Source organism: Shewanella sp. HL-SH8 (genome assembly GCF_051165765.1).
Lineage (GTDB): Bacteria > Pseudomonadota > Gammaproteobacteria > Enterobacterales > Shewanellaceae > Shewanella > Shewanella glacialimarina.
Genome location: NZ_CP195039.1, coordinates 3,171,883 through 3,191,470, shown reverse-complemented (window position 1 = coordinate 3,191,470; position 19,588 = coordinate 3,171,883). Strand labels below are relative to the sequence as shown.

Genomic DNA, 19,588 nt, shown 5'->3' with positions numbered 1-19,588 from the left:
TCGCCTTTTGTTAGGCATTCGTGAGTTAAGCACTGCTTTGGCGGTGCTTTTTACGAAATGGAATGTCAGTTGTTAAGTTCACTGATATTCGGAGTATTGGGTTGTACCCTTGGTAGCGTCTGATAACTCCATGTAAACAAGGCGCATCACAAGAGATGCGCCTTTTTATTTTAATCGCAACAAGCGAGAATTCAGATGTTAGAAAAAATCCGCGAAGGATCACAGGGAATTGTTGCTAAAACGATTCTAGTGCTTGTGATATTTTCATTTGCTTTTGCTGGTGTTAGTAGCTATTTAGGCTCTAGTACTGGTGTACCTGCTGCTATTGTTAATGGAATTGAAATTCCTGAAACTGAATTAGAACAAGCTTTCCAAAACGAGCGTGCTAGTTTAAAACAACAATATGGCGAAATGTTTGATGCTTTATCTGCAGATGACAGCTATATGCAAGGCATCAAGAAAGGTGTGTTAGATCGTTTAGTCGCAAACACACTTGTCGATCAAGCCGCTGTTGACCTTGGTTTACGTGTTTCTGATGAGCAAATAAAACAAGCTATTTACACTGAACCCGCATTTCAAACCGACGGCCAGTTTGATAACGATCGTTATCAAGCAGTATTGCGTCAATTGAACTATCAGCCAGTCACATTTCGCAATATGATGCGTGTTGATATGACGCGTAGTCAGTTATTAAAGGCGTTAGTCGGTAGTGAGTTTGTACTTGATGGTGAAGCAAAACAGCTTGCTGAAGTACAAAGTCAAACCCGTGACATTCGTTATATCTCTGTTGATTCAACACCTTTTTTAGCATCAGCTGATGTTACTGCTGAAGAAACTAAAGCGTTTTATGATGCTAACTTAATGCAGTTTATGAGCCCCGAGCTTGTCAGCCTTGAGTATGTTGAATTAAATGTGAAAGATATGGTCAGCGATATTGTTGTTGATGATGCTGAAGCGACTGAATATTATCAAGACAATCAATCACAATATCAAACACCTGAAAAGCGTTTAGCGAGTCATATTTATGCAGCGAGTGGTGATGATGCAGCTGATGAAGCAAAGTTAGATGCGATTGCAGCACGTATTGCAGCAGGTGAAGACTTTGCTGAATTAGCGAAAACTGAATCAGATGATAAATTCAGTGCCGAGCAAGGTGGTCAAATCGATTGGTTTGAGCAAGGCGTTATGGATGCCGCATTTGATGAAGTATTATTCAGTCTTGAAAAAGGTCAAGTATCAGCGGTTGTTAAAGGTGAATTTGGCTTCCACATTATCAAACTAGTTGATGTTCAGCCCGGCGCAATTGCTGCGTTTGATGATGTTAAAGCTAAAATTATTGCTCAAATTAAAGAGACAAAAGCATTAAGTATATTCTATGGCTTACAAACTAAGCTTGCAGATACTAGCTACGAAATCCCTGACACATTAATTGATACTGCTAACGCAGTGAATAAAGAAGTTCAGACAACAGCTTTATTTACGCGAGATAATCCTCCGGCTAATTTAAACAAGCCTGATTTAGTCAAAGCGGCATTTTCAGATCAAGTACTGAGCAGTGGCATGAACAGCGAAGTGATTGAACTAGACCCTAATCATGTTGTTGTTATCCGTGTTAAGCAGCATCAAGATGCCGGTACAATGAGTTTTGACAAAGTTGAAGCGCAAATAGTACAACGTCTTAAGTATGATAAAGCCAATGAAGCAGCGCGTGAAAAAGCGGCTACTTATATGACTCAGCTTAAAACGGGTGATTTTGCTATTAGTGGAGCAGAATTAGTCACTGTGGCTAAATTAGATCGCTTTAATCAAGACGTTGACGCTGCGATAGCTAATAAAGCATTCAAAATGCCAGCGCCTGAAGCCGAAGCTGTGTCAATTGATACTGTTGCACTAGGTGCAGGTTATGCTGTTGTTGTACTTGATAAAGTTAATGCTGCTGAAAATATTGAAGCTAGCTTATTACAGTCGATTAAAGACGGTTTATCACGTCAATATGGCCAAGCGGATTACCGTGCTGTGATAGATTCGTTAAAGTCTAAAGCACAGATAGAATATCCTGTAGCTGAATAGTTTTTAGCTATACTATCGCGATGCTATAAAAGCCAAGGTTAATTAAACCTTGGCTTTTTTATTTGCTTTATCATCTTATCGATGACTTATCTCGCTTTTACAGCATCTGTTTATATAATGACTTTAATGAGCTATGTTCTCAGGCTTATCTCGATTAAATATGATTTTAAGAGGCTTTACTGTGGATCTTGAGCAGCAATTTGAAGGTGTTTTACAACTTATTGATAACCACTTAAATGAAAACCTGTCCCTTGAGCGATTGGCTGCTGAGGCGGGAGTACCCTTAAACCACTTTGAGTTTATTTTTTATAGTTTGTATCACACTCAAGTTGTTGACTATATCGCGTTATTGAGAAATATTGCAGCGGCTCAAACCTTAGGGTTTGAGAAGAGTGTCAGTATCCTTGAGGTTGCAACAGCAGCTGGGTATTCATCTACTGTTGAGTTTACTCAAGCTTTTACGGCAAGCATTGGTCAAACTCCACAAGCTTTTAGGCAAGCACCCGATTGGGCTAATTTCTTTATAAAACAACAGCCATTAAAAACATTATCGCAGGGGCATAACACCTTAACTGATACTGATGTAAATATTGAAATCATACAGCTAGATAAACTTGATTTAGTGCTGATTAAACATCGCGGACCTAAAGTTTATTTACCGCAAACTATTCAGGCGTTAATCGCCTTTAGAAAAGCGCATCAATTAACACTCTTAGATAACCGAACATTTAATTTTGTTTATAGTTTGCCACAAAATATGAGTATGAATTACGCGATTGATATTGGTGTGAGTGTACCTACAGCCAAATTGAGTGATCTAAAGGTTGTAATGGCTGATACAGAATATTTTAAAGCGAGCGCGATACCAAGCGGAACATACGCTACTTTCGAGCATAAAGGCTCTGAAATAGCGCTACAAAGTAAAATTAGCTATCTGTACAGCATATGGCTAGCTAAAAATGATTTTACCCTTACAGAGCATCCACTAACCTTTGAGCGTTTTGATCTTACTGACACTATTGACGATGTGCATGTGAAAGTATATTTAGCGGTAAGTTAGATCACTATGGTTCAATATGTGAGTGATTTAATACCCGGTTGATTTAATGTGCCAGTGATTAATGCGTTAGCGTTGTTAAAGTGAGGACAAGGTGCTTCAGAGGCTTATCTAGAAAGAGGGAAGAGCTCTTTGAGTGAGTGTGTACTTAGCCCACTTTTATTAAGTCTTAGATCGCTTAAAAAGAAAAACCAGCCAAGTAGGCTGGTTTTTTAATAACTGAATATATTGTTTATAAACTTACAACATCAAACTCTACATTCGGGTTTACGTCTGCTTCGTAATCAATACCGTCAATACCAAAGCCAAATAGCTTCAAAAACTCTTCTTTATATTCGCGGTAGTCCGCAAGTTCAGATAGGTTTTCTGTGGTAACGAGTGGCCATAAATCACGACAATGTTTTTGAATTTCTTCACGTAATTCCCAGTCATCTAAACGTAAACGATTAGTGTCGTCCACTGCAGGAGCTTGACCATCAGCGCGGAATAAACGCTCACTGAACATACGGTAAATTTGATCCATACAGCCTTCGTGAAGACCTTCTTCACGCATTTTCTTGAATACCATAGCGATATACAATGGCATAACAGGGATCGCCGAGCTGGCTTGAGTCACAACACTCTTTAATACAGCAACATTGGCTGAGCCGCCTTTAGTGGCTAGTTTGTTATTTAATGAATGAGCAGCACGATCTAAATCCATTTTAGCTTTGCCAAGGGCGCCATGCCAGTAGATAGGCCAAGTGATTTCTGTACCAATGTAGCTGTAGGCGACTGTTTTACAACCGTCAGCAAGTACACCTGCTTGTGAAAGTGCTTCAATCCACAATTCCCAATCTTCGCCGCCCATAACGGTAACTGTATCTGCAATCTCTTGCTCAGTAGCGGGTTCAACGGAGGTTTCAATAATCGTGTCTTTATTAGTATCCACAGCGGTTGCACTGTAGGTTTCACCTATTGGCTTTAATGATGAACGAATAACTTCACCGGTATCGGGCAGTTTACGCACAGGTGAGGCAAGTGAATATACCACCATATCAATTTGACCTAAGTCTTGTTTGATAAGCTCAATAACCTTTTGCTTTGCTTCATGGCTAAATGCATCACAGTTAATGCTTTTTGAATATAAACCTTCGGCTTTAGCAAACTTATCAAACGCGGCAGAATTATACCAACCTGCTGTACCGGGTTTAGTTTCTGAGCTTGGTTTTTCGAAAAATACACCGATTGTAGCTGCGTCACTACCAAATGCTGAAGCGATACGTGAAGATAAGCCATAGCCACTAGATGAACCGACCACTAATACCTTTTTAGGACCATTAGTGATTTTACCTTTTGCTTTAGTTAAATCGATTTGTTCTTTTACGTTAGCTTCACAACCAACAGGATGGGTTGTGGTACATATAAAGCCACGAATTTTTGGTTTAATAATCATAAGTCAGTTCTTCCTTTGTCGTTGGCACTAGGATAATTAGATCGTCGATGAAATGGCACTTATTTTTGTGTAAAGTTGCCATTTAGGCCAGTGGTTGGAGCAGTTTAACGCTTTTGCATGGAATGAGTTTGCTCTTGAATGAGCCTTTGGGTGTATTCATGCTGAGGCGAAGTGAATAAGTCTGCGGTATTTGCTTTTTCTACCATACAGCCATTGTGAAGCACCATAATTTTATCGCTGATATGGCGGATAATATTTAAGTTATGCGATACGAATATATAAGATAAACCGAGTTCTTTTTGTAATTTTAACAATAAGTTAATGATTTGTGACCGAACAGATAAATCAAGCGCGGTTAATGCTTCATCGGCAATAATAATTTTGGGATTTAGCATTAATGCTCGCGCAACGGCAACACGCTGTTTTTGACCTTCTGATACCATATGGGGATAAAAATTAACGTGCTCAGGCAATAAACCAACCTTACGCAAAGTATCAATTACTTGCACCCGCTGCTCTTCAACGGTAAGGCTGGTACTAAACTTAAGTGGTTCATTGAGTAATTCACCAATGGTTAATCTTGGATTTAACGAGGTGTTTGGGTCTTGGAAAATCATTCTGATTAAGCGGCAACGTTGTTTTACATTACGTGACTCTAGGGCTTCACCTTCAAAAAAAATATCACCACTACTTCTTTGTTCTGCACCCACTAAAATACGCGCAAGGGTTGATTTTCCTGAGCCCACTTCACCGACAATTGCCAATGTTTCGCCTCGCCCAAGTTCAAAGGATACTGGTAATAGAGCATCATAATATTGTGGTACAAACCCTTTGTAACCCGTTAAGTATTGCTTACTCAGGTTGGTCACTTTAAGCAAAGGTGTTGTCATCGGCTTCTTGCTCATTTTTGTATGGAAAGTGGCAGGCAAATGCACGATCTTTAACGTGCTCTATTTTAGGCTGTTTGACACATTGTCGTTTAGCTTCAGGGCATCGAGGCCCTAATCTGCAACCTGCAGGGAGATTTTGAATTGAAGGAGATGATCCTTGCAGTGTTGGTAAATCAGATTTATGTCGCATTTTACCTGTGTAATCAGGTAAGTTCTTTAAAAGTGCACGGGTATACGGATGAAACGGACTCGCAACTATCTCATCTGTGGGGCCAGACTCCATCATTTGACCACCGTATAATACGGTTAAATGATCGCAATATTGGACTAATGTTTCAAGTTCATGGCTAACTAATAAAATCGACACATTTTGCAGCTGATTTAATTGTGATAATAACCTAAATATCTGTGCCTGAGTATTTTGTTCCATCGAGTTTGTCGGTTCATCCGCAATTAATAACTTGGGGTGATTCGCAACCGCCATAGCTATCATGACTTTCTGGCATTCACCTTCTGATAATTCCCATGGATAGCACTTCATCAAGGATTTAGGGCTTTTGATGCCCACCTTATGTAACCATTTTTGCGCATTTAGGTAGGTATCTTTGGCTCTACGCCAAAAAGGAACATTTTTGTTAGGTACCATAGCTTCAATTAATTGGCTACCGGCGGTTTTTACCGGATCAAGACTGCCCGATGGGTCTTGAAAGATCATTGCCATATCGCTGCCCATTAAGCAGCGGCGCTCTTTGGCGGTTAATTCGAGTAAGTCTTTGCCATCAAACATCATTCTGTCAGCCATAACATACCAGTTAGTGCCTAAAATTCCCAAAATGGCTTTAGCTAATATACTTCGTCCTGAACCTGACTCTCCCACCAAGCCATGAATTTCTCCAGGGTTCATGGTGAGGCTGACTTTTTCTAATACCGCCACTCTACCGTGGTCGGTATCGAGTTCTATTGTTAGGTTTCGAATATCGAGTAATGGCATAAATTAGTTTCTTATTGGTGCAATAGCGGATCGTAAACCGTCACCAACCAGGTTAACGGCAAGTACGCTGAATAATATAGCTACACCAGGAATGGTAACAGTCCAGGGCGCCAGTAATAAATTATCTAAGCCCTGTGCAATCATCGCGCCCCATTCTGGACTCGGTGCCTGGGCGCCAAGGTTTAAAAAACCTAACGCAGCAATATCTAAAATGGCTGCCGAAATAGCCATAGTAATTTGAATAATAAGTACTTCCCATACATTTGGCATAATAACATACCAAAAAATTTGCAGATTATTAGCACCGTCAAGCCTAGCGGCAGTGACATATTCTTTTTGTAATTCTTCATGAACAGCCTGGTGGATTGTGCGAATAAACTGCGGCACCATAGCGATTCCAACCGCCCAGAATACGTTATAAAGTCCTGGCCCTATAACCGCGACCACTAATATGGCCATTAATAATGATGGAATAGATAAAAGAGCATCGAGTAAATGCCCTAAAATACTAGACTTTAGCCCTCGCATCATGCCGGAAATCGAACCGATTAAAAATCCAAAGAATAGTGCGCAGCTTACAATAATAAGTGACATGCCAAACGTTAGCTGAACACCGTGTAAAATACGGCTGAATATGTCTCGACCGAGATCGTCAGTGCCTAAAAAGTATTCCACGTGCCCTAATGGATCCCAAGAAGGGGGCAGTAATAAAATTTGTTGATTCTGCTCATTAACAGAATAAGGGGCGATAAAGGGGGCTAAAATAGTGAGTAATAATAAAAAACAAACCCCCCACAATCCAATAAGTGCAAATGGATTTTTAGAAAATGCTTTCCATACCCTACCAGCAGGGGTAGCAATATAGTCTTGTTTGTAAATCTTAATAGGAGGCATACAGTTCCTTTTTGCTCATTGGATTGATCACTGTATGGATAAATTCAATCAGTATGCTTAAAAAGATAATTAACAGTGAAACAGAAAATATACCTGCTTGAATGACGGTATAGTCACGTTGGTAAATACCTGATACTAACCAGCTGCCTACTCCCGGCCATGAAAAAATAACTTCCACAACAATACCATAGCTCGCAAATGAGCCTAACATAATCCCGATACTTTTAAGCACAGGTATCATTGCATTTGGTAATGCGTGGCGAATAATAATTTTGAATGTGTGTAGGCCCCTAGCTTCAGCAGCACGAATGTAGGTTTGATTCATCACATGTAACATTGCCTGATGTGTAATGCGCACTATTAAGGTAAAGGGCAAAACCGCAAGTGTAATAGCGGGCAAAATCAAGTGCATGATGGCATCGACAAAAGCTTGAAGCCGATAAGCGGAATCGGATAGCAAGGTATCAATTAACATGAAACCAGTGACCGGCTCAATTTGATAAAGTAAATTTATTTGCCCAGAGATAGGCAACCAGCCTAAATTTACGCCAAACCAAAGTGATAAGGTTAATCCAAGCCAAAATATCGGAGTGGAATAACCGGTCAAGGTAAGTCCTAATATACTACCCTGGACAAGTTTATTTTTGCTCAGCGCCGCAATAATTCCAATTGGTACGCCTAAAAATAATGCGATAGCGCCTGAGAATAGTGATAATTCAAATGATGCGGGTAGCACTGCTTTTAATTCGTCATAAACAGGCTGTTGTGAGTTTATGGAAATGCCCATATTGCCTGAAAAACGTTGTTGCACATAAGCGATAAATTGTCTTACATCATTACTGTCTAATTTAAAGTCTTGGTATATTTGAACGAATTGTTGGTTGGTCGGCTGTTGAATACCGGTTAATGCGTAGGTCTGATCTACGGGAAAAAGATGAGTGGCATAAAATAATACGGCCATCATAATCAAGGTTGTGGCTAAAAATAAACTGCTGCGTCTAAAAAAATATTGCCACATAATTATTTACTCTCTGGTGTTTTCTCAACTATTTTTGCAAATGCAATGCCGCCATAGGGCCTTACTTGCATTGAGGTTATAGTGTCTTTCTTTAAAATAACCTTCTGAGCATGCGCAATAGGAATAAGCGGAACTTGATCACTCAGTATGGCTTCAGCTGCTTGGTATATTGCCTTACGCGCTTCACGTTCAGTAGTATTTTGAGCACTGGTTAGTAAGTGGTCAAAATCTTTTTGGCACCATTTTGAACGGTTATTGTGCGATGCTAAAGCTGCGCAGCTAAGTAAAGGAGTAAAGAAGTTGTCAGGATCGCTATTATCTGCGTTCCATCCAATTAGCACAGAATCATAATCATCACGGATAAGTTTTTGTGTAAAGACACTCCAATCATATGAAACGATATTGATTTTGACGCCAATTTTAGCCAAATCAGCTTGAATTAATTCTGCTGTTTTAAGGGCGTTAGGGTTATAAACTCGCGCCACTGGCATTGCCCAGATATCAATCGATAATTTATCAATACCGGCTTCATTTAATAGTGCTTTAGCTTTTGCAGGATCATAGTTATTGGCATTGATATTATCAGAATATGCCCATGACGCGGGCGGTAAAATCCCTTTTGCTTCTACTGCAATGCCATTATATACCACGTCTAAAATATTTTGTTTATCAATAGCGTGTGCCAGTGCGCGTCGGACCTTAATGTCATTTAAAGGTGGTTTTTGAGTGTTGAGCGCCCAAAATGCAACATTAAGCCCAGGTTTAATATCCACTTTGATATGCTTATGCTGGTCTATTACTGCTAACTCTCCAGCTTTAGGCAAGGCTGATACACTGCAGTCGCCGGTAATTAATTTGGTAATACGCGCAGTGCTTTTAGGTGTGATATCAAAAACTAAATGCTCAATGTCTGCCGCCGCTCCCCAATAATAAGGATGCCTGTTGTAACGAATGTACTCATTTTTGACATATTGATTTAATTGAAATGGGCCAGTGCCAATAGGCTGGAAATCTATCTGTTCGGGTTCTCCGTTTTTAAGCAACATGTCGCCATATTCTGCAGAAAGTATCACCGCAAAGTCTGTGGCTAAATTGGATAAAAATGAAGCATCTTTACGATTCAAGTGGAAAACCACATGGTGGGAATCAATTTTTTCAATTGAGCCAATAAGTTTATCAAAACCTATGCTTTGAAAAAATGGATAACCTGTGCGACTAACGAAATGGTAAGGATGCTGCGAGTCAATAATGCGATTAAACGAGAATAAAACGTCGTCTGCATTGAACGCTCTTTGTGGTTTAAAGCGACTTGTTTGGTGAAATAAAACATCATTACGCAACACAAAAGTATAATTTAAACCATCATCACTAATGTGCCACTCAGTGGCTAAACCTGGCACAATATCACCCAGTTCAGGGTCGTAATTAACTAACCGACTGTATATTTGATGGGAAGTGGCGTCGATAGTTGTGCCTGAAGTGACAAGTTGAGGGTTAAAACTTTCTGGGTTACCTTCACTACAATATACCAGCCCTGGGGGAAGGGTTGCTTGACCACACGCACTGAGTACAAGTCCGCCAAGACATATAAACATATGCTGAATCTGTTGTCTTAAAGACATTGCCATAGCTAAATCGTATTTTATGAGTCTGAAGTGCTATTTTAGCAGTGTAAATATCTTGGGAGCAAACAAGTTATTAAATTGTTTTTTTTAGTTTTTATCTTTGCCCTTTAAATGGATATTGAATTAAAGGGCAAACAGAGAGTTTAGCTTCACAATAAGTTGTATTTTTTTAGAATCCCCCGTAATTGATGATAGCTAAGGCCTAAGTTTTCAGCGGTTTTCTTCTGATTAAACTGGCTTTCAGCTAAGGCTAATTGTAATAAGGTGACTTCTTGTTTTTCTGTGTACTCTTTAAAGTCGATAGGGAAGTTGATTGGAGGTAATTGTGTTTTTTGCCCGTGATGGCTCTGTGAAGTTGATGACTCTATGGAAGGGCTCTCTTCTATACCCATCGACTCAGTGTTTGTCTCATCGACATTATTCGAAATTACAGGCTGAATAAATGCCTGTTGACGCTCTTTGGTTTTAACACGAGTTTGTGGTCTATAAGGAGATGCGAATGGGTCAAGAATAATATGATCTATTTGCTGCCCCTCACTGCCTTCTCGATATACGCTACGTTCAACCACGTTTTTAAGTTCTCGTATATTACCTGGCCAGGTATAACTTAATAATTGTTCAACAGCTAAAGGACTAAAACCGCCAAAATATTCGAGTTTGAGTTGCCTAGCCATACTGATGGCAAAGTATTCAGCTAAGTCCATAATATCTTCTGTACGACAACGCAGTGGTGGTAAAGTTATTACATCAAATGCTAATCGGTCTAATAAGTCTGCTCTAAATTCACCGGATTCAGCCAGTGCAGGTAAATCTTCATTTGCCGCACAGATTAAGCGCACATCGGTTTGCACCGTTTTACTGCCGCCCACACGTTCAAATTCACCATATTCAATCACCCGTAATAATTTTTCTTGAATAAGCCCAGAAGTGTTTGCTAATTCATCTAAAAATAAGGTACCGCCGTCGGCTCGCTCAAAACGGCCTTCGTGTTTTCCTTTAGCCCCGGTAAATGCCCCAGATTCGTGACCAAAAAGTTCGCTTTCGAGTAAGTTTTCACTTAAAGAAGAGCAATTCAGTTTGATAAAACTCTGATCCCACCGACCGGAAAGATAATGTAGCCGCTCTGCGATTAGCTCTTTACCTGTGCCACGTTCACCAATAATAAGCACAGGTTTTGACAAAGGGGCTATTTTCGATACATGCTCTAATACTTCGAGTAACGCATTGGATTGACCGATAAGGTTATCTTGCTGAAATTGCTTATTCACAGTATTTTAGTCTTTTACGCTAATTATTGGTGAAAATCATAATAGATGGCTTAAGAGAATAAATAAAGCAAAACATCATTTTCACTTTAAGTAACTGAAAATAGAGTATTTGTAAATGTTGGCACACATAATGTATTAGTCTATGCGACATCTACATATAACTTTGAGGAACACATTATGGGAATTTTCTCTCGCTTTGCTGATATCGTTAATTCAAACATCAGCGCAATACTTGATAAGGCCGAAGATCCAGAAAAAATGGTTCGCCTTATCATCCAGGAAATGGAAGATACAGTCGTAGAAGTGCGTTCTACTTCAGCAAAAGTGTTAGCTGAGAAAAAAGAACTACTTCGTCGTATTAGCCGAGTGCAAGAGCAAGTACAGGATTGGGAAGATAAAGCTGAATTAGCTATTTCAAAAGATCGTGAAGACTTAGCTAAAGCTGCGTTGGTTGAAAAGCAAAAAACAGCTGGTTTGCTGGCAACGCTTGAAGCGGAATTAAAGGTTGTTGAAGAACACATTGCTCGTTTGAAAGATGAAGTAGCGCAATTACAAGATAAGCTAACCGATGCGCGTGCCCGTCAAAAGACGATAATCATGCGTAAGCAAACAGCGACTTCTCGTTTAGAAGTTAAAAAGCAACTTGATTCAAGTAAAATTGATGATGCTATGATGAAGTTCGAACAATACGAGCGTCGTGTTGAAGGACTTGAAGCGCAAGTTGACGCTTATGATTTAGGCAAAAAATCCACCTTAGATGATGAGTTTGCCGCGCTTAAAGCTGAAGACTCAGTTAACGATGAGCTAGCTGCATTAAAAGCAAAGATGAAAGCGAAAAACCAACCTAAATCAAAAGTATAATAATTTTTCAGAGGTGAGTTATGGATATGGATCTTCTTATTGCACCAATTATCATTTTTTTGGTTATTGTGGCACCTATCTGGTTGGTTCTTCATTATCGCAGTAAGCGACAAGTGAGCCAGGGGCTCACTGAAGAAGAATTTAACCAACTAAATGATTTAATTGCTAAAGCGGAAAAAATGGGTGGTCGTATTCATACGCTTGAAGCAATTCTTGACAGTGAATCTCCAGAATGGAGGACCAAGCATGAATGAACCTAAAGCGCGAACCTTATACCGAATTCCCCAAACGGGTAAAATTGCAGGTGTATGTGCGGGGATTGCAGAGTATTTAAATTTTGAAGTGTGGTTGGTCAGAGTGGTCGCTGCATCAATATTTTTACTCGGTGGTAGCGGTGTAATCTTAGTCATTTATATCGCAATGTGGATGATTTTAGATGTAAAACCGCGAGTGCAACAGCACCAAGACAACCATAAAGACATTGAGCTTAAAAAGAAAGTTTGGCAAGCTGGCGAGCCAGCAAAACAGGCATTGTTTGATGTCAATCGACAGTTTTCAACATTAGAAGCTCGATTACAAAAGCTTGAACAACATGTTACTTCAGACACATTTGATTTGAAACGCCAAATCAATAGTCTGTAATCAAATCTAGGGCGGTTATCCGCCCTTATTTTATTTGGAATCAGCCATGAGTTTACTGGATCGATCGCTCAATAAAATAACTCAGTCAGCCCAATCTTTACTTCATCGCAGTACCGACCGACATGTTCGCTTAGCGGTAACGGGTTTATCTGGTGCTGGTAAAACAGCATTTATTACTGGATTGGTGAATCAGCTGCTACATGCTGGTGTGAACTTCGATAAAAATCCTTTACCTTTGTGGCAAGTTGCGCGTGACGGGCGTTTACTGGCGGTAAAGCGATCATTACAACCTGATCTTGATATCGCCAGTTTTGATTATCAAAGCGCAATGCAAGCTTTGGGTGAACAGCCTCCGCTTTGGCCACCATCGACACGAAATATTACTGAACTGCGTCTAGCGATTAAGTATCGTCCAGAGCAAGGTGTGTTAGCTAAGCTAACTGACTCAGCGACTTTGATTGTTGATATTGTAGATTATCCTGGTGAGTGGCTGCTCGACTTACCTATGTTAAAACAAGATTTTACCGCCTGGTGCTTAAGTCAGCAGCAGGGCGAGAGGCGATTACAAAGCTCCCCTTTATACAGTGCATTTGCAAAACAAGTCACAGCACTCGATTTATCAGCCCCTGCAGATGAGCAAGTGTTAAAGCAAATAGCAGATGGTTATCAGCATCTTTTACAAGACATGGTGCATAAGCAGGGCTTTTATTTTGCTCAACCTGGAAGAATGCTATTGCCTGGTGAGTACGAAAATACCCCGCTGCTAACATTCTTTCCATTATTGTCATTACCGCCCGTTCAGCATGCTGAGCTGAGTCAGTCTGATCCCGCTAGCACTTATCAGGTGCTAAAAAAGCGCTACCAGCAATATGTTATTCAGGTTGTTAAACCATTTTATAAGGATCATTTTGCTAAGTTTGATCGCCAGGTTGTGTTGGTCGATTGCTTAAACGGTCTAAACCATGGCCAGAGCCAGTTCAATGATATGGGGTTGGCATTAAATAGTATTATGGAAAGTTTTCAGTTTGGGCAGTCGAGTTTACTAAAACGCCTGTTTTCGCCAAAAATTGATAAGGTGCTTTTTGCCGCAAGTCAGGTGGATCGTGTAACCCGAAGTCAACAAAGTCATATTTTGAGTCTATTAACTGACATGCTAAAACAAAGCCAGTATTTTGCTCGTTTTGAAGGTTGTGAAGTCGAAACCATGGCAGTTAGTGCGATTAAAGCGACTCAGCATGGGATGATTAATACAGCAGATGGCCAACAAGAAGTCATAAAAGGGCGCGATAAAACGGGAAAATTAATCACCCTTTACCCTGGTGATGTGCCCAGCCACTTACCTGATGCTGAGTTTTGGCGGCAACAGGGGTTTGGTTTTCCAACTTTTGCACCGCCTTATCAGGACTTTGTTTCTGGTAGCAGTGTTAATCCACAAGAGCGTCTTTATCCCCATATTCGTTTGGATCATTTATTAGAGTTTTTACTAGGCGATAAGCTTGCCTAATTAGTGAGTATTAATTGTATGGAACAGAGTAATACAATAAAACAGGCTAAAGTGTTTTCAGCACAAGACGTTGAAGAATTGACTGAAATGCAACATTCAGAGATTCGTTCAGTTCCAGCGTCAAAGTCTATAAAACCAGCACAGTCTTTTGATCACGCCAATTTTATTGATGAATTGTCATCTATGTCGCAAGTTGACGCTGATAGCGATGAATTCAATCAAATGATGCCAGAGAGCGTACTGGATGAAGTGACAAAAGAGGCAAAAAAACCACATCGTTGGTCGTTACTGGCAAAGCTATCTTTACTAGCTATTACACTGCTTGTCATAGTACAAACTGTGACGGGTTTGATTAGTGCCTTTGAGACAAGTCCTTATCTATTTAGTTTCTACTCTATGGCACTGGCTGTGGTGATGAGTTGGGTTGCCATGGTAAGTATCAAAGAGTGGCGTAAGTTAGCGGCACTAAAGCAGGTCAGTGTTGATCAAGACACAGGTTCACGATTAGCTGATAGCATGCAGATAGGGGAAGCTGAAGCTTATATTCAAACATTATTACAGCGTTATCCTGATAATAACGCCAAGCGTGCGTATTTATCCCAAGTCAGTGCGGAACACAATGATGCAGAAAAAGTGCTACTTTTTGATGACTTAGTCCTTAGCGAACGTGATGAACTTGCTAAGCAGTATGTTGCTCGATTTGCTGCAGAGTCGGCGTTATTGCTGGCGGCTAGCCCTTTAGCTGCATTAGATATGGCGTTGATATTATGGCGAAATCAAGCAATGATTTCAAAAATTGCCAAGGTTTATGGCATTGAACTTGGCTATTGGAGCCGAATTAAACTCATTCGCTCGATTATTGTTAATATCATTTATGCTGGTACAGCTGAAGTGGCAACTGATTTAGGCACTCAACTATTATCGGTTGAGCTGACAGGCAAACTTTCCGCACGAGTCGCGCAGGGCTTAGGTGGTGGTTTGTTAACGGCAAGGTTGGGTTATCAGGCGATGAGCCTATGTCGACCAATTCAGTTCAATTCGAAGAATAAACCAAAATTAAGTAAAATACACCAACACTTATTGGCTGAGATAAAAGGGCTGACGATTGATGCATTGAGTCAGTCAAAAGCATTAAAAGAGCAGGTCATTAAGCAAAAAAACTAATAAATTAACAAGGTGATTTGTATGTTTTTTAATCTTAGTCTAGCCTTATTATCTGCTTTACTGATGAAGTAGATTATTGAGCCCGCCAGGGAATAGGGAAGTCGGCATATAGGCTCTGATTTTGGATAACAGGAGAACACCATGAAAATATCATCTTTTTGGCTTGCAGCTGTGATGGCGATAATGCTTTGTACCTTTGTTAATAATACAGCCTATGCAGCACAAGAAACAACGCCAAGCATAAAAGCTGCAACTGAATCTAGCGCTAAAATGACCGCTAAAGTCAATCTGAATAAAGCGGATGCAGCACAGTTGCAAACTCTTAATGGGATAGGCGAAGCAAAGGCGAAAGCAATCATCGAATATCGCAATAAAAATGGTAAGTTTACCGATATAAAACAGCTGACTCAGGTCAGTGGTATTGGTGAAAAACTATTAACTCAAAATGCAGACAGGTTAGCTATTTAAAACGAGTCTGGTAATAAAAAGGAAGCATTAAGCTTCCTTTTTATTTAACTGTAACTGCCTTTTAACTATATTTGTTATAGATAATTACGGCTTGTAGATAGTTGTTTATTGTGCGTTTAAAGCTTCGCCATTGGTGTTAAGCGAATCATCACCCATTAAAAACACATAGGTTGGCATGATATCTTCTGGCGTTTTTAATGCTTGTGGATTTTCAGCCGGGTAAGCTTTTGCACGCATTTCAGTACGAGTAGCACCAGGGTTAATGCTGTTTACTCGTACTGAGGTGTTTTCACATTCATCTGCCAGAACTTGCATCATGCCTTCGGTAGCAAATTTTGAAAACGCATAGGGTCCCCAATAGGCACGACCTTTTCTGCCAACACCGCTTGATGTAAAGATGATAGAGGCATTTTTAGCTTTTCGCATTACAGGTAACAATGCTTTAGTCATAATCGCCGCTGCAGTCACATTCACTTTCATTATTTTTTCTAGTGATGTTAAGTCTATATGCTCAAACGGCCCAAGTGCGCCTAAGTGTGAAGCATTATGTAACAGGCCATCTAATTGCCCAAACTGTTCAGCAATGGTGTCGGCCATATCGAGATAATGTTGCTCAGTAGCGCCGTTTAAATCTAAAGGTACTATCGCAGGATTTGGTGAACCCTGTGCCACTATCTCATCGTATACTTTTTCAAGTTTTTTAACTGTTTTACCCAGTAGTATTAGCGTGGCACCATGTGCAGCGAATGTTAATGCCGCTACGCGACCAATGCCATCACCAGCACCTGTAACCAATATTATTTTATTACTAAGGAGATCTTTTTTAGCTTGATATTCCAACATGATTCATTAATTCCTTGGGACGGAACTGCCCGTCAAATCTACAATCGAACAAAACATAAACGACTGTTTTAAACAAATGACTGATATTTGTATGTCAAACAGTCAATAGTGTGTAATAAACTTGTAGCTAACTCTATATATTTACGTTAACTTGAGACTAGCTAAGGACTAAAATAAGTCCTTATGGTCACAGGATTGGACTATTGTGACCAATTTTTGGGGAAAACAAAATTATTACAACAAGATTTGGGGAAAAAAGATGAAAAGACTCATTTTGGGTGTTGCTATTGCATCTGCTCTAGGACTAACCGGTTGTTCAGAAGAAAGCTTCAATGAAGCAAGAGAAACAGCAACTCCATTAGTACCTGTTTCACATATGCAATTTGATCCAGCTAACGGCAAGGTACCATTACCAAACGATTTACTCTTCAGTGGCACGACAGACGGCACATTAAGTATTCCAGGTGAAGATGGTATTGATTATGTCAATCCACAGCTTGCATTAGGTGCCCTAGATGGTTGGTCAACCTCATCTCCTATTACTATTACTGTTGACCTTGCCAATGACTTAGATGGCAATAAATTAACACTGGATGCTGCTTCTGTATTTCAGCCAGGTGCCGTAAGAGTATTTGAAGCAACGGTTGGCGGGGCATTATCAAGCGACCCAGAATGTAAGGCAGCCGCTTCAGTATCTGCATGTAAAGTAGGTGAAGAATTATCATTTGGCGTAGATTTCGTTTCTAAGGCTTCTGGTAATAAAGTTGCCATTGTGCCACTTAAGCCACTTAAAGCCGGCCAGTCATATATTTATGCAACAACTGACCTGATTCAAGATTCACTTGGGCGTGGTATTGCACCTTCAACAACCTATGGTTTGCTTAAATTAGACATTGATGTTAATCCTTTAGCAACACCTCAACAATTACAACTACAGGGATTAGTAAACAGTTATGAAAAAGGTATGGCTGAAGCACACGGTGTTGATGCTGAAACCATTAGTTTCTCAGGTTTATTTACCACTCAATCGGTAAAAGATGTATATGAAACGACCAAGCTACTTATGGCGGCTCGAGCACCGTATATGCCTTCGTTCGTTCAAACTCCTACTCCTATGCCTAATGGTGCTGGTGGTGTGGTGACAGTTGCGCAAGCAGCAGGATTAACACCTGCAGACGGTGCCGCTTATGTGGTTTCTAGTTTAGCGGATGTTTATACCGCGAGCATTAAGTTGCCAATGTATGGAAGCTGTTCATCAAGTGCTTGCTTAAGCCCACAAGGTGCGCCGTTAATTAATGGCCGTTGGTTTGCCCAAGGCGATAGCCCTGTATCAGTCTTATTAGCGGTTCAAGCTGGCAAGATGAGTCAAGCTAACTTTGCCCAGCAAGCTATTGGTTTTGGTATTGACCCAAGTGCTGCACTTGCTAATCCTGCTTTGCTAGCTGGCTACCCTTGGATGTTAGATGACGGTACTGTTGCCGATCCAACTAAACATTTAACTAAGTTCAATCCTATTCCGAAAATCATGAGTTATGAAACGGTACCAGTATTGATTGCAATCCCAAATGCTGCGAAAGTTGCAGCTTTTCAAGCATCTCAAGGTTTGACCTTTATGCCGCCAACGAACGGCTGGCCAACTAACATTGCATTGCATGGTTTAGGTGGTGGTAAAGAGATGGCCTTAGCCTATGCAGGTTCTTACGCTGCAATGGGAATTGCTACAATTGCGATTGATATGCCATTGCATGGCGCCCGATCATTCGATGCCAATGGTGACGGCAAGTATGAAGTGTCGGCAACTGACCCATCTTACGGTGCGGTAGTTGGCAAACCTGATGCATTCAAAAATGGTAGCCCATTAGTATTTGTCAATATTGGTAGTACATTAACTGTGCGCGATAACTTCCGCCAAGCGACAATGGATCACCTAGCGCTGCGTTTATTGCTTACTGGTATGTACTCACAAATTGCCCAAGCGGGTGGTCAGCAAGTATTCGATATAAGCAAAATCAGTGCACAAGGTTTAAGCCTTGGTGGCATTGTAGGCACAACGTTCTCAACTTACGCAAGCACAGGCTTAGTTGATCCAGCATCGGGCACACAATTACCTAATGCTTATGGAATAACTGCATCTTCACTAGTTGCTCCAGCAGGCGGTTTAGCAGGGGCTTTTGCTGGCTCAGCAGCTTTTGGTCCAGTATTGTTTGATAGCATTAGTAAGTCAGATACCTTTATGGCGTTGGTTAATGCTGCTAATAAAGTACCTGGTTATGAAGTGGGCTCACCAGAATATGCCGCATTAGTTCAAGCGGTTTATGCTGAGTTTCTTCCGACTTTTGCATTTGCTGTTCAAACAGCTGTAGACAGTGCGGATCCAATTAACCATGGTGCTAAATTAGCTGCAACAGGGTTACCGGTTCATTTAATTGAAGTGGTTGGCGATGGCGCTGGTAATCTATCAGACCAAACTTTACCTAATGCGGTTGCTGGTTTTCCGCTTTCAGGTACAGAGCCATTAATTACTTCTCTTGGTTTAGGTTGTGCGGATTCAACAGCTGCGGGTTCTGCTGCGGTTCGCTTCTCTAAAGGACATCACAGTTCGATTGTGAGCCCACGTGAGACAGCAGCAACGGATGGCATGGCAGCGCAAGCTACTGCTGAAATGCAATCTCAAGTAGCCATGTTTGCTCGTACTGCAGCATTAGGTTCTGCAACTGTATTGATTTCTAATTCTGATGTGATTCAATCTTGTAATTAATCATGACAATTTAGTCTTTTGATTGTTTAAAAACCCAGCAGAAGCTGGGTTTTTTATTGTTTGTTTCTCAGTAGATGTTGGTAAACTAAGTTAATATTTT

At 40.5% G+C, this 19,588-nt stretch carries 17 protein-coding genes; 9 read left to right on the top strand and 8 right to left on the bottom strand.

The annotated features are described in order from the left end of the window. The first annotated feature begins 195 nt into the window (after positions 1-195). Complete coding sequence (locus tag ACRWQN_RS14060) at positions 196-2,070, top strand: SurA N-terminal domain-containing protein (RefSeq protein ID WP_434938416.1); 1,875 nt, start codon at positions 196-198, stop codon at positions 2,068-2,070. Positions 2,071-2,203: 133 nt separating this feature from the next. After that, entirely contained in the window at positions 2,204-3,130 is a 927-nt protein-coding gene (locus tag ACRWQN_RS14055; RefSeq protein ID WP_434938414.1) for an AraC family transcriptional regulator, read from the top strand. Between the two features lie 229 nt (positions 3,131-3,359). Here the strand turns inward: ACRWQN_RS14055 and fabV are convergent, their stop codons facing one another. From fabV to pspF, 7 genes are all read right to left on the bottom strand, one after another. Next, a complete protein-coding gene (fabV, locus tag ACRWQN_RS14050) occupies positions 3,360-4,562 on the bottom strand; it encodes an enoyl-ACP reductase FabV (RefSeq protein ID WP_434926625.1) in 1,203 nt (400 codons plus the stop codon). A 104-nt stretch (positions 4,563-4,666) separates the two neighbouring features. Further along, positions 4,667-5,452, bottom strand: coding sequence for a peptide ABC transporter ATP-binding protein (locus ACRWQN_RS14045; RefSeq protein ID WP_434938412.1), 786 nt, complete (start codon positions 5,450-5,452; stop codon positions 4,667-4,669). Further along, positions 5,433-6,443 carry an oligopeptide/dipeptide ABC transporter ATP-binding protein gene (locus ACRWQN_RS14040; RefSeq protein WP_434938410.1) on the bottom strand — a complete coding sequence of 337 codons (1,011 nt, stop codon included), beginning with the start codon at positions 6,441-6,443 and terminating at the stop codon, positions 5,433-5,435. Before ACRWQN_RS14040 ends, ACRWQN_RS14045 begins: the two co-directional genes overlap by 20 nt. Positions 6,444-6,446: 3 nt before the next feature. After that, entirely contained in the window at positions 6,447-7,337 is an 891-nt protein-coding gene (locus ACRWQN_RS14035) for an ABC transporter permease subunit (RefSeq protein WP_434926622.1), read from the bottom strand. Next, the gene (locus tag ACRWQN_RS14030; protein WP_434938408.1) at positions 7,324-8,355 is read right to left on the bottom strand and encodes an ABC transporter permease subunit; all 1,032 of its coding nucleotides are present in this window, start codon (positions 8,353-8,355) and stop codon (positions 7,324-7,326) included. Before ACRWQN_RS14030 ends, ACRWQN_RS14035 begins: the two co-directional genes overlap by 14 nt. Positions 8,356-8,357: 2 nt before the next feature. Further along, the gene (locus ACRWQN_RS14025) at positions 8,358-9,983 is read right to left on the bottom strand and encodes an ABC transporter substrate-binding protein (protein WP_434938406.1); all 1,626 of its coding nucleotides are present in this window, start codon (positions 9,981-9,983) and stop codon (positions 8,358-8,360) included. Between the two features lie 146 nt (positions 9,984-10,129). Next, positions 10,130-11,248: a phage shock protein operon transcriptional activator gene (gene pspF / locus ACRWQN_RS14020; protein WP_434938404.1), complete on the bottom strand. Its 1,119-nt coding sequence runs from the start codon at positions 11,246-11,248 to the stop codon at positions 10,130-10,132. A 177-nt stretch (positions 11,249-11,425) separates the two neighbouring features. Between pspF and pspA the strand changes: the two genes are divergently transcribed. From pspA to ACRWQN_RS13990, 6 genes are all read left to right on the top strand, one after another. Further along, positions 11,426-12,109 (top strand): phage shock protein PspA, encoded by a 684-nt coding sequence (pspA, locus tag ACRWQN_RS14015; RefSeq protein ID WP_434931553.1) that lies wholly within the window; start codon positions 11,426-11,428, stop codon positions 12,107-12,109. Positions 12,110-12,129: 20 nt separating this feature from the next. Further along, the gene (gene pspB, locus ACRWQN_RS14010) at positions 12,130-12,363 is read left to right on the top strand and encodes an envelope stress response membrane protein PspB (protein ID WP_235089213.1); all 234 of its coding nucleotides are present in this window, start codon (positions 12,130-12,132) and stop codon (positions 12,361-12,363) included. Further along, positions 12,356-12,751 (top strand): envelope stress response membrane protein PspC, encoded by a 396-nt coding sequence (gene pspC / locus ACRWQN_RS14005; protein WP_434926617.1) that lies wholly within the window; start codon positions 12,356-12,358, stop codon positions 12,749-12,751. Before pspB ends, pspC begins: the two co-directional genes overlap by 8 nt. 46 nt (positions 12,752-12,797) lie before the next feature. Continuing rightward, a complete protein-coding gene (locus ACRWQN_RS14000; RefSeq protein ID WP_434938403.1) occupies positions 12,798-14,255 on the top strand; it encodes a YcjX family protein in 1,458 nt (485 codons plus the stop codon). Between the two features lie 18 nt (positions 14,256-14,273). Further along, complete coding sequence (locus tag ACRWQN_RS13995) at positions 14,274-15,419, top strand: TIGR01620 family protein (RefSeq protein ID WP_434938401.1); 1,146 nt, start codon at positions 14,274-14,276, stop codon at positions 15,417-15,419. Between the two features lie 141 nt (positions 15,420-15,560). Continuing rightward, on the top strand, positions 15,561-15,887 hold the full coding sequence (locus ACRWQN_RS13990) for a ComEA family DNA-binding protein (protein ID WP_434931558.1): 327 nt from the start codon (positions 15,561-15,563) through the stop codon (positions 15,885-15,887). Between the two features lie 105 nt (positions 15,888-15,992). Here the strand turns inward: ACRWQN_RS13990 and ACRWQN_RS13985 are convergent, their stop codons facing one another. Further along, complete coding sequence (locus tag ACRWQN_RS13985) at positions 15,993-16,730, bottom strand: YciK family oxidoreductase (RefSeq protein ID WP_434938400.1); 738 nt, start codon at positions 16,728-16,730, stop codon at positions 15,993-15,995. A 259-nt stretch (positions 16,731-16,989) separates the two neighbouring features. On the opposite strand from ACRWQN_RS13985, the gene ACRWQN_RS13980 reads away from it, so the two are divergent. Continuing rightward, positions 16,990-19,488: a VolA/Pla-1 family phospholipase gene (locus ACRWQN_RS13980; RefSeq protein ID WP_434938398.1), complete on the top strand. Its 2,499-nt coding sequence runs from the start codon at positions 16,990-16,992 to the stop codon at positions 19,486-19,488. The last annotated feature ends 100 nt before the right edge of the window (positions 19,489-19,588 follow it).

Excerpts from the sequence above, each read along its gene's own strand:
- ACRWQN_RS13980 (WP_434938398.1), top strand. The coding sequence starts at position 16,990 with ATGAAAAGACTCATTTTGGGTGTTGCTATTGCATCTGCTCTAGGACTA.
- pspB (WP_235089213.1), top strand. The coding sequence starts at position 12,130 with ATGGATATGGATCTTCTTATTGCACCAATTATCATTTTTTTGGTTATT.
- pspA (WP_434931553.1), top strand. The coding sequence starts at position 11,426 with ATGGGAATTTTCTCTCGCTTTGCTGATATCGTTAATTCAAACATCAGC.
- ACRWQN_RS13995 (WP_434938401.1), top strand. The coding sequence starts at position 14,274 with ATGGAACAGAGTAATACAATAAAACAGGCTAAAGTGTTTTCAGCACAA.
- ACRWQN_RS14045 (WP_434938412.1), bottom strand. The coding sequence starts at position 5,452 with ATGACAACACCTTTGCTTAAAGTGACCAACCTGAGTAAGCAATACTTA.
- ACRWQN_RS13990 (WP_434931558.1), top strand. The coding sequence starts at position 15,561 with ATGAAAATATCATCTTTTTGGCTTGCAGCTGTGATGGCGATAATGCTT.
- ACRWQN_RS14035 (WP_434926622.1), bottom strand. The coding sequence starts at position 7,337 with ATGCCTCCTATTAAGATTTACAAACAAGACTATATTGCTACCCCTGCT.
- pspC (WP_434926617.1), top strand. The coding sequence starts at position 12,356 with ATGAATGAACCTAAAGCGCGAACCTTATACCGAATTCCCCAAACGGGT.
- ACRWQN_RS14055 (WP_434938414.1), top strand. The coding sequence starts at position 2,204 with ATGTTCTCAGGCTTATCTCGATTAAATATGATTTTAAGAGGCTTTACT.
- fabV (WP_434926625.1), bottom strand. The coding sequence starts at position 4,562 with ATGATTATTAAACCAAAAATTCGTGGCTTTATATGTACCACAACCCAT.
- ACRWQN_RS14025 (WP_434938406.1), bottom strand. The coding sequence starts at position 9,983 with ATGGCAATGTCTTTAAGACAACAGATTCAGCATATGTTTATATGTCTT.
- ACRWQN_RS14060 (WP_434938416.1), top strand. The coding sequence starts at position 196 with ATGTTAGAAAAAATCCGCGAAGGATCACAGGGAATTGTTGCTAAAACG.
- ACRWQN_RS13985 (WP_434938400.1), bottom strand. The coding sequence starts at position 16,730 with ATGTTGGAATATCAAGCTAAAAAAGATCTCCTTAGTAATAAAATAATA.
- ACRWQN_RS14030 (WP_434938408.1), bottom strand. The coding sequence starts at position 8,355 with ATGTGGCAATATTTTTTTAGACGCAGCAGTTTATTTTTAGCCACAACC.
- ACRWQN_RS14040 (WP_434938410.1), bottom strand. The coding sequence starts at position 6,443 with ATGCCATTACTCGATATTCGAAACCTAACAATAGAACTCGATACCGAC.
- ACRWQN_RS14000 (WP_434938403.1), top strand. The coding sequence starts at position 12,798 with ATGAGTTTACTGGATCGATCGCTCAATAAAATAACTCAGTCAGCCCAA.